Genomic DNA, 13790 nt, shown 5'->3' with positions numbered 1-13790 from the left:
TGTGCCGCCCGTCCGTGGAGTGTCTCAGGGGAGTCTACGGGCACCAAGGGCGGGCGCGGCGGTAGATGAGAGGGAGGTCGCAGCACGACATGCACGTCTCGGCGCACGCCCGGACAAACTTCCCGGGCCCCGCCGCCGCACACTCCCGGCTCAATCCCCAGGTCAGCTCCCAGGCAGACGCAAAACGATCGAGAAACGGTTCCACCTGGAGATTTCGCACCCATTCGTTCGCGTGAAGCGAGCGTTGACGGGGCGCCCCGCCCACCGCCCCCGCACCGTCGCCGTGGCCTCCCCGCCGTACTGACCCGTGCACATCGCCCCGGGCGGCACCGGCGCGAACGGATCCCGGCCCCACTTGGTCTGAGCCTCCAGCTGACGGCAGGCGGCCCGGGCCCGGGGGTGGGTACCGCCGGTGGGGTGGCATGCCAGTACGTACCGCACGGTGTCGAGGTGCTGGCCCGTCTCGCTCACCCTGATGACGAGACGATCGGAACTCTCCCCGTCGTACGACACGGGCAGCGGCAGCGGCGTGGCCGCCGCGGGGCTCAGCGCGGCCACGGTGGCGGCGACAGCGGCGGCGGTGGTGACGGCGAGGCGATGCAGCAGGGGCATGTGAGTACTCCTGGTGTGATCAGACCGGGGCGCGCTGCCCCTGCCCCTGCTAACGCGCCTCCGCCGCGCGCGTTGCGCCGCCATCCGGGCATCGCGCCCCCTAAGAGCTTTGCGGTCCTGCCCGCCCGCCGAGTACCGTAGGCCGCGATTGGTGACATCCCGCTGGGCTGTGACATCATCTGCACACGCCACATCGCGCTCACGCGAGCGCGCCACGGCGTGCTGGAGGCTTCGCCTAGTCTGGTCTATGGCGCCGCACTGCTAATGCGGTTTGGGCCCTAAAGCCCATCGAGGGTTCAAATCCCTCAGCCTCCGCTTCTCGAGAGCCCCGGTCGATCACGACCGGGGCTCTTGTGTCGCGTGCCCCTCCCGAGTGACGGCCCCTCTCCGCAGCGTCACCCCGCCCAAGCGCCCCCAGCCCCCCTCCCGCGCGGCCGTTCTCCCAGCCGCGGCCCCGCCTGCCCGAACGGGCCTCGCAGGCCTCAAAACAGGTATTTCCGCAGGTCAGGTGGGGTGTGGCAAACGGATTTCGCGTGACGGCGCAGGTCATGTAATGTTGTTCCCGCAACGCCGACCGGCAAGAAAAACCGCCGGGAAGCCAAGCGCTCGTAGCTTAACGGATAGAGCACTTGACTACGGATCAAGAGGTTGCAGGTTCGAATCCTGCCGAGCGCGCAGCAGCGTAGAGGCCCCTTCCAGAGATGGAAGGGGCCTTTTGCGTTGGCCGTTGCCCGGTTCGGTGCGCGGTCGTGGGGGCGTCAACCTGGGGCGTCGTTGGCCCTTCGTGTGGGTTATGGCCTTTCCGGCCTCGAAGGAAGCGCCGCAAGGCGGCCGATCCCCCAGCCTTCAAGGGTCGATCAAAGTAAACGTCTGTTTTTGGATATTTAAAGCATCCCATCACAAAATGAGACTGTTTGGGTGTTCCTGTCGCTTGCCAAGTACCTGAGGACAGCGTCCGAGGCAAAGGGGCACAGGCATGGCTGACTGGAAGAACATCTCCGGGGGACTCACGACGATCTCGGTCGGTTCCCGGACGCACGTGTGGGGTGTGAACTCCTTGGGGCAGATCTACCGTTACACGGGTCACGATGCGAATCCGTGGATCGGTATCCCGGGTAGGGCGGTCGACATCGGTGTGGCTGCTGATGGCACGGTGTGGCATGTCAACTCTGCCGGTGCTATCTACCGGTACACCGGGGATCAGGGTTCGACTGACTGGGTCAGCGTCGCGGGTGGTCTGAGTCGGATCTCGGTGGGTTCGCGGACGCATGTGTGGGGTGTGAACTCCTTGGGGCAGATCTACCGTTACACGGGGCATGACGCGAATCCGTGGATCGGTATCCCGGGTAGGGCGGTCGACATCGGTGTGGCTGCTGATGGCACGGTGTGGCATGTCAACTCTGCCGGTGCTATCTACCGGTACACCGGGGATCAGGGTTCGACTGACTGGGTCAGCGTCGCGGGTGGTCTGAGTCGGATCTCGGTGGGTTCGCGGACGCATGTGTGGGGTGTGAACTCGTCGGGGCAGATCTACCGTTACACGGGGCATGACGCGAATCCGTGGATCGGTATCCCGGGGGGTGCGGTTGATATCGGTGTTGCCGCTGATGGCACGGTGTGGCACGTCAACTCCGCCGGTGCCATCTACCGCTACATCGGAGACCAGCCGAGCTGACAAGTCGGCAACCGTGCGAGGGGCCCCGATCCGGAAGGGCCGGGACCCCTCCTGGGGCGCGGTCCGCGTCGAGCGCCAGGTCAGTCAGGAGCGGGAGCGGTCACCTGTGGCCTCCAGTGGTGAGTTCGCGGACGAGGCTTTCGACGCGGGCTCGGATCTCGTCGCGGATCGGCCGTACCGCCGCGACGCCCTGTCCGGCCGGGTCGTCGAGCTTCCAGTCCAGGTAGGTCTTGCCGGGGAAGTACGGGCAGGCGTCGCCGCAGCCCATGGTGATGACGACGTCCGAGGCTTGTACGGCTTCGGCCGTCAGCACCTTGGGGATTTCCGCGGCGATGTCGATGCCGACCTCCGCCATCGCTTCCACCACGGCGGAGTTGACGTGCTCGGCGGGGGCCGAACCGGCGGAGCGGACTTCGACGCGGTCACCCGCGAGGTGGGTGAGGAAGGCGGCGGCCATCTGGGAGCGGCCCGCGTTGTGGACGCAGACGAACAGCACGGACGGCCTCGGGGAGTCAGACATGGGCGGGACCTTCCTGGGCGGGCGTGCGGTCGGCGGACGCGTCGGATGAGCGTGGGAAGGAGCGCCGGGTGGCCAGGGCGACGTAGACGAGGCCGATCAGTACGGGGACCTCGATGAGCGGGCCGACGACTCCGGCCAGGGCCTGGCCGGAGGAGGCGCCGAAGGTCGCGATGGCGACGGCGATGGCGAGTTCGAAGTTGTTGCCCGCGGCGGTGAACGCCAGCGTGGTCGCGCGGGGGTAGTCCAGGCCCACGGCCTTGCCCAGCGCCATGGACCCGGCCCACATCATGGCGAAGTAGACCAGGAGCGGTACCGCGATCCGGGCCACGTCCATCGGCTGCGAGGTGATCGCGTCACCTTGGAGGGCGAACAGGAGGACGATCGTGAACAGCAGCCCGTACAGGGCGAACGGGCCGATGCGCGGGATGAGTGTCGTCTCGTACCAGGCCCGGCCCCTGGCCTTCTCGCCGAGGCGCCGGGTCAGGAATCCGGCCACCAGCGGGATGCCGAGGAAGATCAGGACGCTGCGGGCGATCTCCCACACGCCGACGTCGAGACCGGTCTGCTCCAGGCCGAGCCAGCCGGGGAGGACGGTGAGGTAGAACCAGCCGAGCGCGGAGAAGGCGATCACCTGGAACACGGAGTTCAGGGCGACGAGGACGGCGGCGGCTTCCCGGTCGCCGCAGGCCAGGTCGTTCCAGATGATGACCATGGCGATGCAGCGGGCCAGGCCGACGATGATCAGGCCTGTCCGGTACTCCGGCAGGTCCGGCAGGAGGAGCCAGGCGAGCGCGAACATGAGCGCCGGGCCGAGGATCCAGTTGAGGACGAGCGAGGGGATCAGCAGGCGCCGGTCCCGGGTGACCGTGTCGAGGCGGTCGTAGCGGACCTTGGCCAGGACCGGGTACATCATCACCAGCAGGCCGAGCGCGATCGGCAGGGAGACGCCGGTGACGGTCACCTTCGCCAAGGCTTCGCCCAGGCCTGGGACGAGCCGTCCCAGGCCGAGGCCGGTGGCCATCGCGAGCAGGATCCACACCGCGAGGTACCGGTCCACGAAGGACAGGCGCGCGGCGAGCGGGGCGGTGGCCATCAGGCGTCGTCCGCCGTCGCGGCGGGCTCGGGCAGCGGCTGCCCGGCGGGGCGGGGCTCGGTGGGGCGGGTTCCGGCGGGTCGGGTGAGGAATCCGGCGAGCCGGTCGGTCATCTCCGGCAGGAGCCGGTAGTAGACCCAGGTGCCCCGGCGCTCGCAGTCGATCAGCCCGGCCTGTCGCAGCAGCTTCAGGTGGTGGGAGATCGTCGGCTGCGAGAGGTCGAAGGCGGGGGTGAGGTCGCAGACGCAGACCTCGCCCCCGGCGCGCGAGGCGATCATCGACAGCAGCCGCAGCCGGATGGGATCGCCCAGTGCCTTGAACACCTTCGCCAGCTCGACGGACTGCGCCTCGTCGAGCTGGGCGGTCAGAAGTCCGGGGCAGCAGCCGTCGTTCTCGTCCTCGTCCTGGCCGGGCACCGCGAGCTCTTGTTTCGACATGCTTCTATGTTGACGTTCTTCAATGCAAGACGCAAGCTTGCATTGAAGGAGATCGATACAGGCCGATGGGAGACCACCATGTCCCGCGCGCAGCTCGCCTTGAACGTGCCCGACCTCGACGCCTCAGTGGCGTTCTACTCCAAGCTCTTCGGTGTCGAGCCAGCCAAGCGCCGCCCCGGATACGCCAACTTCGCGATCACCGAGCCGCCGCTGAAACTCGTCCTCATCGAAGGCGAAGCAGACCAGGAAACCCGGCTCGATCACCTCGGCGTCGAGGTCGATTCCACCGACCAGGTCAACGCCGCCACCGACCGCCTCAAGGATGCCGGACTCGCCACGTTCGAGGAGGACGACACCTCCTGCTGCTACGCCCTCCAGGACAAGGTCTGGGTCCACGGTCCTGGCAAGGAACCCTGGGAGGTCTACGTCGTCAAGGGCGACGCCGAGGAGATGGGCAAGAAGGCCGCCACGGGCTGTGCATGTGGAACCTGAGTCGTCCTGTCGAGTGCGCGGCAGTTCAGAGGCCCCTGTCCGGGCATGAGTGAGGGGCGGTGAAGGGGACGTTGGTGGCTTGGGCGGGGATCTCGATCTCGTCGCCCAGGGCCCATTCGGCTACTCGCGAGACCATCGGCGCCGGTACCGCGTCGTGCCGGACGGGGGCGGGGCGTTAGTGATGCGTTAGCGGGCGCCACCGGGGTGTTAATGGGGCAATAGCGGCGGTCGTCAGGGTTGGTGGTGAGAGGGACGTTCCATCGACCAAGGGGGTTCCCATGTCGCACAGCACGCTCACCCGCCGGGGCAAGGTCGTCGTCGCCACGATGGCGGCTGTGGCGGCCATGGGGATCACGGCTTGTCAGGGGAGTGATCCCAAGCCTGCGGGGGCCGAGTCCGTGGGGTCCGGGGCCGCAGCCTCGAAGGATGCCTCGGTGGACGGGGAGGGCATCGGGGCCATGGCCGGGAGTGCCGGGGGCGGGCGGTGTGAGTCCTCGTCGATGAGTCTGCGTGTGGGGAACGCGGACGTGGGGGCGGGCAACATCCGGTATTCGCTGGTGTTCACCAACAAGGGGAAGAGCGCCTGCACGCTCAACGGGTTCCCCGGGGTGTCGCTCCTGGCCAAGGACGGGCAGCGGATCGGGAAGCCCGCCGAGCGGGAGGGGGCCGCGGGGAAGCCCGTCACAGTGGCCGCCGGGGGGAGCGCGCATGCCGTGCTGCACACGATCAACGACGGTCTCTCGGACAAGCCGTGCTGGAAGAGCGCCTCTCTGGTGCAGGCCTACCCGCCCGGCTCGAAGGAGGCCATGACCGCGCGGGTCGCCTCGGGACTGCGGGTGTGCGGGGACGAGTTCACCGTCACGGCTGTTGAGTCCGGCGCCGGGGTGTGAGTCGGGGCGGTATGACGCCCCGCCTGCCTGCGCGCCCGGTCGACACACCGGGCGCGCAGGCATTTCTGTGTTCATCCGGGCGTCGTCGCTCCGGCGTAACCGGCCCATCGCCCGGTCGCCTCGGATACCGCGCCGGGCTCGCCGAGGGCGATCACGGTCATGGCGTCCGCCCGGAACAGCGCGGCGCCCGCCGCACCGACCTCGGCCGCCGTGGTCTGCCGGAGGTCGTCCGGCAGGCGTTCGGCCCAGTGGACCGGGCGGCCTGCCGAGACACCGTCGCGCAGCAGATCGGCCTTCGCCGCCGGGGAGTCGAAGGCGCTGAGGAGCTGGGCCGCGCAGAAGGCGCGGATCGGTTCCAGCTCCGCCGCGGTGGCGGGCGTGTCCGGCAGCGACCGCAGGGCCTCCTGGATGCCCGCGACGCCGCGGGCCGCGTCCCGGCGGGGCAGCGTCGCCCTGACGTAGGCACGTGGGAGGCCGAGGCAGATGTCGCGTCCCGCGTGGAGCGAGGGGGTCAGGCCCGCGCCGAGGGCGCTGGTGACCAGCCGGGATCCGTGGTGGGCGCCGAACAGCGCGGTGGCGAGGTAACGGGCCGCTCCTGTGGGACGGTCGTCGGCCGGTTCCGGGGCGCTCAGCGTCAGGCGCACAGCGTCCGGCACGTCGTGGTGGACCGCCAGTAGGCCGCCGGTGGGGGGCGGGGAGGCGGTGTGGGGGGCGGTGTGCCCGGACGGGCCGGGGGCCAGCGTCCGTTCGGCCTCGGCGGTGAACCGTTCGGGATCGAGATCGCCTACCGCGATCAGCCAGCCACCGTGCCGCAGGATCTCCTGGTGCATCGCGCCGAGGTCGCAGGGGGTGGCGGAATGGGTCGCGGGAAGCGTTTCGGCCAGCCAGTGGCGGCGTAGCGCGGTGTCCATCAGCGCCTCGGGGGCGTGCGGTCTGCGGGACGTGGGGGGCGTACGGGGCGGCGAGGTCGCGGTGTCGAGTGGTGTGGCCAGCCCGCCCAGCAACGTCAGCCATGCGCCGACCTGGTCCGCGGTGGTGTAGCCGGAGACGTCGAACCACTCGCCGTCGGTGGTCAGCTGGCAGCTTCCGCCCGCGTGCTCCGCCCGGGACGCGACCCGGTACCGGGCGGCCAGCAGCCGCACCAGCGCGTCCGCGCCCTCCGGATCGCGCCACCCCGACGGCCCCAGCGGCAGCCGCCACCGCAGCTCCACCAGCGGGGAACGGGCGTCCCGGACGGCCACGACGCGGGTGCCTCCCGGAAGCGTGGTCTCGCGCCGCGCACCGTGGTACGGGGCGGGCCGTACGCCCAGGGGCGGTACGGGGCGGGCTGCTGCCGGGGGCCGGGCACTCGGTGTCGGATCGGGGACGGCCTCCGCCGCTGTCCCTCGCACCGGGTCCGGGCGGGTCCGGGTGGGGCCGGGGGCCATGACGAGCACTCCCTTCGGGGCCGTCCCCAGGCCTCGGGCCGCCTGTGCCACCTCCTCCGGGCCGATCCCGGCGAGCAGCGCGGGGTACGCGTCGAGCAGGTCGGCCCGGTCGAACAGAAGTTCCAGCCGTCCGAGGGCTCGGGCGCGCGCGTACGCGTCGGCGTGTTCGCGGTGGTGCCGTGTGATCAGGCGCCGTACCGCTTGGGACTGGGCCTGCTCGAAGTGAGGTGCGGCCGCCCACGGGGACCAGCTGTCGGTCACGGTGCCGACCGCCTGTTCTGGCGGGACCATCGAGGGGACCAGGCCGGTGATGACGAGGAGGTCGGGGGACTGCGCGTCGAGCGGGCCGAAGACGCCGCAGCCGGCGGACACGGTCTGGAGCCCGTCGAGGCCGTGGTGGGTGATCATGTCGGCGAGCACGACGTGGGCCAGGTACCGCGTCATGTCCTCCCGCGGATCCGGCAGCCGGTAGCCGAGCGCGAGGGCCGCGGCGGTCACGGCGGGTTCGGTGCAGGTCTGCCACCGGTCCTCGAGGAGCGCGGGTTCGTGCAGGTCGGGCGGTGGGGCGGACGGGCGCGCCGGGATGTCGCCGAAGTGCCGCTCGATCAGGGGCAGCAGGGTGTCGGGGTGGTGGTCGCCGACGACGGTGAGGACCGCGTTGCCGGGCGCGTAGTGGGTGTGGAAGAACGTTTCGCACGCCTCGAGCGTGGCGTTACGGAGCTGTTCCAGCCGCCCGTAGCCGTCGTGGGCGTTGGCGAAGCGGTCGAAGACCACGCCGGGCAGCAGGGGCCACGGCAGTCCGCCGTACGGGCGTGCCGTGACGGCCTGGTGGATCTCGCCCTCGATGCCGTCGCGCTGCTCGGCGAGGGTGGCCTCGGTGAAGACGGGCGCCCGCATCCGGTCGGCCTCGCTGAACAGCGCGCGGTCCACCGCCGCCGATGGAACCAATTGGTGGTAGTCGGTGTAATCCTGATGGGTAGTCCCGTTGGCCTGCCCGCCGAGGGGGTGGATGTGTTCGTAGAACGAGCCGGGCGGCAAGCTGGCGCTGCCGCGGAACATCAGATGCTCGAAGAGGTGGGCGAAGCCCTCCTGCCCTGGGCGCTCGGACCGGTAGCCGACGCCGTAGTGGACGCAGATGGCGGTTCGCGGGGATTCCGGCCGGTGTTCGAGTATCACCCGCAGACCGTTGGGGAGGGTCGTCCGGTGCACCTTGCTCTTGATCATGTGCCCCTCCCTCTACACGAGGTCGACGAGGAATCGGAGGAAGCCGCAGTAGTGGTCGAATCCGTGGTCGAAGTCGTCCAGATACGCGGCGATGTCATGGACGTGGAGCAGAATCCGGAGGGCAGCGGTCCGGTTCCACTCCTCGCCGAGGTCACGGCCGTACCCCTCGAAGAGCGCGTCGGTGAGGGTCTGCCACGCGTCCTTGTCGCCGCCGAGCTGCCACTGCAGCTCCACCAGTTCCCCGACCACCCAGCCCAGGTCGACGTACCAGGGCGCCGTGCAGACGTCCTCGCCGATCAGCAGGTCGACGCCGCCGGACGTCCGGTCGACGACGAGCGAGCCGAGTCCGGCGGCACCGTGCGCGAGGGTGGTGGCGGAGTCGGTCACCGTGGCGCGGTACCAGCAGCGCAGCCGGGCCCAGCGCTCCTCGCCGAGGCTCCGGCGCACCTGGCCCTGGGCGCAGGCGGCGCGGGGCGAGGCGGAGCGGCCGCTCAGCCAGTCGCCCAGCCGGGTCAGCCCACGGGACGGCCCGGGCGGCAGCCCAGCGGGGGCCGGCCGGTCGTGGACCGTGCGCAGCAGCTGGCCCAGGGCGTGCAGCGGCTTCTCCAGCGTGGCCGCGGGGGCGCCGTGCAGGAGCAGATGCGCGGCCGAGACCCCGCCGCGTACGTCGTAGAGCCGGGCCGGACCGTCGGCGGTGCCCGCCACCAGCCGGGCGCCATCGGCACCCGCCCGGTCGGCCGCGTCCGTCCAGCCCGCCCGCGGCTCCGCATGCGGCTCGCCGGGTACGGGGGGTTGGAAGGGCACCGGAGCGAGGGGGCCCGGCGTACGGCGCCAGCGGTGGCCGCCGCCGGGCAGGGCGCGGACGCGGGTGCGCAGCAGCCCGGTGCCGAATTCGCTCGCCTCCGCTTCCTCGCCCGCCTGCTCGCCTGCTTCCTCATCGGCCTCACCGGCCTCGTGAGACGCGTCGGCCCGCCGTTCGCCGATCAGCCGCAGCACCTCCGGCAGCGGTGGCGGCACCCAGGCGTCCTCGCGGCCCGTGGTGAGGCTGCGGCCGGGGAGCGGCGGGACCAGCACGACGTTCGGCCGGGCCGCCAAGGCGGCCCAGTGCTGCCGTGCGGCCTCGCCCTCCAGGGCCCCCGGCGGCAGGGCGGGTGCCACGGCGATCGGGGCACGGGTGCACTGGGCGGCCAGCAGGGCGGGGCTGTCCGCGAGCCCCAGCGCGAGCCGCGCCATGAAGTGGAGGGTCGCCGGATAGACGACGATCGCCTCGGCCCACTCCGCCCATGCGACATGCCGTGCCGTGGTCTCGTCCTCGGGCCAGACGTCCACCGTCACGGATTCCGCTCGGGCGCCGACGGCCTGCCGTGTCACGAACCGCTCCGCGCTGCGGGTCAGCACGACCCGGACGGACAGTCCGGGGTGGTGGAGCCGCAGCGACTCCAGCCAGTAGGGGGTGGACCAGGCATAGGCGGACCCGGTGACGACGACCAGGACCCGGGTCAGCCCCGGATCGGGAAGTTCTCCGGGGCTGTAGGGCTCGCCCATCATCGTGTGACCGCTTCCAACAGGGTCTCCAGCTCCGTGAGGGAGGCGCGTTCGCCGTACCGCATATGCACTCCGGTGACGTTGAGCACGATCTCGTCCGCCCCCGCGTCCGCGAACTCCCGCAGCCGCTCGGCCAGTTCCACCGCCTCGCCGTACAGGAAGGCGTGGCCGTCGAGCAGCGCCTCGGCGTTGCCGCGCGGGTTCTCCACCGAGGTCTCGATACCGGAGCGGCGCAGCATATCGGCGTAGTGCGGCAGCATCGTGTGGCTGGTGTTGCTCGCCGCTGCCAGCTCCACCGGGTCGCGGCCGGGCGCCGCCAGCGCCAGCGGGACGATCACCGCCACCCTGGGCACAGGGCGCCCGGCGGCCTCGGCACCGGCCCGCAGCGCGGGTATCACGGTGTCGCGTACGTAGCGGGCCGGGGTGAGCCAGGTGATCGCGACATCGGCGATCTCCCCGGCGAGCCGGGCCATCCGGGGCCGCAGGACCCCCAGGCCGATCTCCACGGGCGGCCGGGGCAGGGCGGCGAACTGCGAGCGGCAGACGAAGTACTCGCCGACGTGGTCGGTCTCGCCCTTCTCGAGGAGATCCCGCATCACGGTGACGTACTCGCATACGGCTCCCAGCTGGCTGCGGTAGGGCGCGCCGAGGACGCTGTGCTGGAACGCGGCGGAGCCCGGCCCGAAACCGGCCACCACCGGGTGGCCGCTCGCGACCGCCAGCGAATGGGCCTGGATCGCGGCCTGGTAGGGGTGGCGCAGCGGCATCAGGGTGACGCCGGTGCCGGTGGGCACGCGGAAGCCGCAGGCGGCGGCGTGGGTGAAGTCCTGGAAGGGGTCGTTCACCACCGCCTGGCCCTGCCACATCCGGTACGCGTCGCTCCACTGCGCGAGCGCCGCGTACGGCAGCAACTGCTCGGGGCGGTAGGGGGCTGTCGGGGCCAGGAACGAGTAGGTGGTCATGGGGTGCCTCCCGCCAGGGCCGGGGCCGCGGCCGTCGTGTCGGATCCGCCCAGGTGCTGGCCGCGTACCAGCTCGGCGTACCTGGAGCTGGTACGGGTCAAGTCCTCGTGCCGGCCTTCCGCGGTGACCCGCCCGCCGTCCATCACGATCACGTGGTCGGCGTGGCGCACGGTGGAGATGCGGTGGGCGACGACGAGTACGGCGCGGTCCCGGCTGATCGTGTCGACCAGTTCGCGCAGCCGCAGTTCGTTGACGCTGTCCAGCTGAGAGGAGGGTTCGTCGAGCAGCACCAGGGGCGCGTCCGACAGGCTCGCGCGGGCCAGCGCCAGCCGCTGCCGCTGGCCGCCCGACAGGTCGTGGGCGCCGCCGAGCACCGTGTCCAGCCCGTCCGGCAGCCGGGTGATCTCCTCAGCCAGCCCGACGTCGCGCAGCGCACGCAGCAGGGTGTCGTCGGCCACGGGCCGCTCCTGGCCGAGAGTGAGGTTGTCGCGCACGGTGTCGCGCAGCAGGGTGGCGTTCTGGTCCACGTAGGCGAGCCGGCCGCGCAGTTCGTGCAGCGGCCATCGGTCCGAGGCGTGTCCGAAGACCTCGATCCGGCCGCCCTGCGGGTCCATGAAGCGCTCGACCAGCCCGAGGACGGTGGACTTGCCCGAGCCGGACAGTCCCACCATGGCGGTCAGTCCCGTGGCGGGGACGGTCAGGTCGACCTCGTGCAGCACGGGTTCCTCGCCGTAGGCGAAGCGGACCTTGTCGAACCGCACGGCGGGGGCGCCGGGTTCGGGCGTCGGCGCGGCGTCCCCGGCCCCGCCGTCCGCCCCGCCAACCGCCGGTGCCTGTGCCTGTGCCACGGTCGGCGCCGGTGCTTCGGAGGGGAGGGCGAACAGGTCGTCGAAGCGCTGACGTGCCGCGAGCCCCGCCTGAATGGTGCTCATGCCCGACATCGCCATGATCAACGGAGCGGTGAGCTGGAAGAGGTAGAGGAGGAACGACACGAAGGTGCCGAGGTCCAGATCGCCGCTGGTGATCCGGGCCCCGCCGCCCAGGATGACCGCCACCAGGGCGATCTGCTGGCCGAGGTTGATGACGGGCACCATCAGCGCTTCCAGCGCGGACGCGCCGACCTCGTAGCGGGCGGCCCGCCGGGCGCTGTCGGCGAGTTCGGCCGATACGGCGGGCTCGGCGCGGTGCGCCTTGATCACCGTCAGCGCCTCCATCGTCGCGACGAAGTGCTCGGTGAGCGATCCGACCTCCTGCTGGATCGCGACGTACTTGCGGCGCAGCGCGACCACCACGACACCGACCACGGCCAGCGCGACGAGGAAGGCTCCGAGCGTGATGAGGAGCAGCATCCAGTCCAGCCACCCCATGATCGCCAGCGTGCCGACCAGGGTGACCAGTGACATCGGCAACTGGATCGGGCCGATGTCGACGATGCTCTTGATCGCGGACGCGTCGGCGGTGAGCCGGGTCGCCAGATTGCCGGTGCCCTCGCGGCGGGCAGTGTGCAGGCTCAGTCCGATGGAGTGGCGCATGCTGCGGATCCGCAGCCGGCAGACCAGCTGGTGGCCCCTGCGGGAGAGCAGATAGGTGGACAGCGCGTTGGCCGCGCCGGATCCGAGGCCCACCGCGACCATCAGCCAGGTCCACCGGGAGAAGCCGCGGTCCTCCTGGATCGCTTCGAGCAGCTTGCCGACAGTCCACGGCAGCACCAGCGTGGCCGCCGTGGCGGCCAGGGACAGCGCCAGGATGGCCGTGAACTGGAGCCTGCGGCCCTCGAAGATCTCCTTCAGGATGTGCAGCCGCGCCGCCTTCCCGGGGGCGCCGGCGGTGTCGGTGGTACCGGCGATGTCGGTGGTACCGGCGGTTCCTGGGGTGCTCATGCCGGTGCCTCCTCGACCGAGAACTCGATCAGCGACCGGACCGGAGTCACCGGACCCTCTCCCGTCACCTCCAGCCCCGCGGCCCGTCCGAGCCGCTTCAGCTGGTCAACCGTCCGCACCGGGGTGGGCATCATGGCCCGCAGCCACAGCTCCGTCCGGGCCGCGGCGTCGCCCCGCATCACGACATCGAGGTTGACGTCGGCCAGCAGCACCTTGCCGCCCTCACCCGCCGCCTCGGCGCAGCGGCGCAGGATCGCGATCGCCTTCTCGTCGTCCCAGTCGCCGAGGATGGCGGAGAGCAGATAGACGTCGTGCCCGGCGGGCAGCGGGTCGAAGAAGCTGCCGGCCACGGCGGTGCACCGGTCCTCCAGACCGGCGTTCACGATGTTCGTGGCGGCGACCCGGGCCATGCTCCCGAGGTCCAGGAGGGTGCCGGTCAGGTGCGGATGGCGGTGCAGGAGGCTGGTCAGGACCGTACCGCTGTTGCCGCCCACGTCGACGACGCTGCGCGCGGCCGACCAGTCGTAGCCGTCGAGGATGAGTTCCGCGTCGAACACCAACTGGCCCGAGGAGCCGCGTTCGATGGCCTCGGTGCAGGACTGGTCCGCGTTGAGGCTTTCCCAGTAGTCGCGGCCGAACAGTCCCACATGAGCCGGTTCCCCGGTCCGTACGGTGTGGACGAGGTCCACCAGGGCCATGTCGGACCGGCCGGTCATCCCGTCCAGGCGCAGGGCCTCGCGCACGGTGAACGGATGGTCATCCAGCAGCGGTCGCCCGGCCTCCCGCAGCATGTGTCCGCCGTTGCCGTCGCGGTCCAGCAGGCCGAGCGAGACCAGGTAGCGCAGCAGGACGTCCAGCACATCGGCCCGGGCGCCGCAGCGGCGGGCCAGCGTTTCGGTGTCCGTCACTCCGGCGGCGATGTGGTCGGCCACGCCGAGGGTCGCCGCCGTGCGGATGGCGGACGGCCGCAGAAGGTCGGCCAGATCCAGCAGGTGCTCGGCGCGGGCCAGATCGTCCATGGTCAGTGCCCCCA

12 protein-coding genes, 2 tRNA genes and 1 pseudogene are annotated in these 13790 nt (G+C 71.1%); 5 read left to right on the top strand and 10 right to left on the bottom strand.

Going from position 1 to position 13790, the window contains the following annotated elements; translation table 11 throughout:
• Positions 1-162 precede the first annotated feature (162 nt).
• Entirely contained in the window at positions 163-612 is a 450-nt protein-coding gene (locus ACWC5C_RS29885) for an SSI family serine proteinase inhibitor (RefSeq protein ID WP_385443161.1), read from the bottom strand.
• Positions 613-836: 224 nt separating this feature from the next.
• On the opposite strand from ACWC5C_RS29885, the gene ACWC5C_RS29880 reads away from it, so the two are divergent.
• The 3 genes from ACWC5C_RS29880 (at position 837) to ACWC5C_RS29870 (ending at position 2287) form a co-directional block, all read left to right on the top strand.
• Positions 837-927, top strand: a tRNA-Ser gene (locus tag ACWC5C_RS29880).
• Positions 928-1214: 287 nt separating this feature from the next.
• Positions 1215-1287, top strand: a tRNA-Arg gene (locus ACWC5C_RS29875).
• A gap of 301 nt (positions 1288-1588) precedes the next feature.
• A complete protein-coding gene (locus ACWC5C_RS29870) occupies positions 1589-2287 on the top strand; it encodes a tectonin domain-containing protein (RefSeq protein WP_450880400.1) in 699 nt (232 codons plus the stop codon).
• Between the two features lie 100 nt (positions 2288-2387).
• On the opposite strand, the gene ACWC5C_RS29865 is transcribed toward ACWC5C_RS29870, so the two are convergent.
• Genes ACWC5C_RS29865 through ACWC5C_RS29855 form a run of 3 tightly spaced genes read right to left on the bottom strand, consistent with a single transcriptional unit; the run spans position 2388 to position 4337 of the window.
• Positions 2388-2807 (bottom strand): arsenate reductase ArsC, encoded by a 420-nt coding sequence (locus tag ACWC5C_RS29865; RefSeq protein ID WP_450880398.1) that lies wholly within the window; start codon positions 2805-2807, stop codon positions 2388-2390.
• On the bottom strand, positions 2800-3900 hold the full coding sequence (arsB, locus tag ACWC5C_RS29860) for an ACR3 family arsenite efflux transporter (protein WP_450880396.1): 1101 nt from the start codon (positions 3898-3900) through the stop codon (positions 2800-2802). Before arsB ends, ACWC5C_RS29865 begins: the two co-directional genes overlap by 8 nt.
• Positions 3900-4337 (bottom strand): ArsR/SmtB family transcription factor, encoded by a 438-nt coding sequence (locus ACWC5C_RS29855; protein ID WP_450880394.1) that lies wholly within the window; start codon positions 4335-4337, stop codon positions 3900-3902. Before ACWC5C_RS29855 ends, arsB begins: the two co-directional genes overlap by 1 nt.
• Positions 4338-4415: 78 nt before the next feature.
• Here ACWC5C_RS29855 and ACWC5C_RS29850 point away from each other — a divergent pair, with 78 nt between their 5' ends.
• Complete coding sequence (locus tag ACWC5C_RS29850; protein ID WP_450880392.1) at positions 4416-4829, top strand: ArsI/CadI family heavy metal resistance metalloenzyme; 414 nt, start codon at positions 4416-4418, stop codon at positions 4827-4829.
• Positions 4830-4854: 25 nt separating this feature from the next.
• Here ACWC5C_RS29850 and ACWC5C_RS29845 read toward each other — a convergent pair.
• Positions 4855-4998 (bottom strand): annotated as a pseudogene (locus tag ACWC5C_RS29845) (cysteine hydrolase); the annotation flags it as partial.
• 109 nt (positions 4999-5107) lie between these two features.
• Between ACWC5C_RS29845 and ACWC5C_RS29840 the strand changes: the two are divergent.
• A complete protein-coding gene (locus tag ACWC5C_RS29840; protein ID WP_450880390.1) occupies positions 5108-5719 on the top strand; it encodes a DUF4232 domain-containing protein in 612 nt (203 codons plus the stop codon).
• 71 nt (positions 5720-5790) lie between these two features.
• Here ACWC5C_RS29840 and ACWC5C_RS29835 read toward each other — a convergent pair whose 3' ends face one another.
• Genes ACWC5C_RS29835 through ACWC5C_RS29815 form a run of 5 tightly spaced genes read right to left on the bottom strand, consistent with a single transcriptional unit; the run spans position 5791 to position 13776 of the window.
• Positions 5791-8370 (bottom strand): insulinase family protein, encoded by a 2580-nt coding sequence (locus ACWC5C_RS29835; protein ID WP_450880388.1) that lies wholly within the window; start codon positions 8368-8370, stop codon positions 5791-5793.
• A 12-nt stretch (positions 8371-8382) separates the two neighbouring features.
• On the bottom strand, positions 8383-9918 hold the full coding sequence (locus ACWC5C_RS29830; RefSeq protein WP_450880386.1) for a flavoprotein: 1536 nt from the start codon (positions 9916-9918) through the stop codon (positions 8383-8385).
• Positions 9915-10877, bottom strand: a complete 963-nt coding sequence (locus ACWC5C_RS29825) for an LLM class flavin-dependent oxidoreductase (protein WP_450880384.1) — start codon at positions 10875-10877, stop codon at positions 9915-9917. Before ACWC5C_RS29825 ends, ACWC5C_RS29830 begins: the two co-directional genes overlap by 4 nt.
• Positions 10874-12757, bottom strand: a complete 1884-nt coding sequence (locus ACWC5C_RS29820; protein WP_450880382.1) for an ABC transporter ATP-binding protein — start codon at positions 12755-12757, stop codon at positions 10874-10876. The genes ACWC5C_RS29825 and ACWC5C_RS29820 overlap by 4 nt, the downstream gene beginning before the upstream one ends.
• Complete coding sequence (locus tag ACWC5C_RS29815; RefSeq protein WP_450880380.1) at positions 12754-13776, bottom strand: methyltransferase; 1023 nt, start codon at positions 13774-13776, stop codon at positions 12754-12756. Before ACWC5C_RS29815 ends, ACWC5C_RS29820 begins: the two co-directional genes overlap by 4 nt.
• Positions 13777-13790: the final 14 nt, after the last annotated feature.

The organism is Streptomyces sp. NPDC001700 (assembly GCF_053596435.1).
This window is presented reverse-complemented; position numbering and strand designations above follow the sequence as displayed.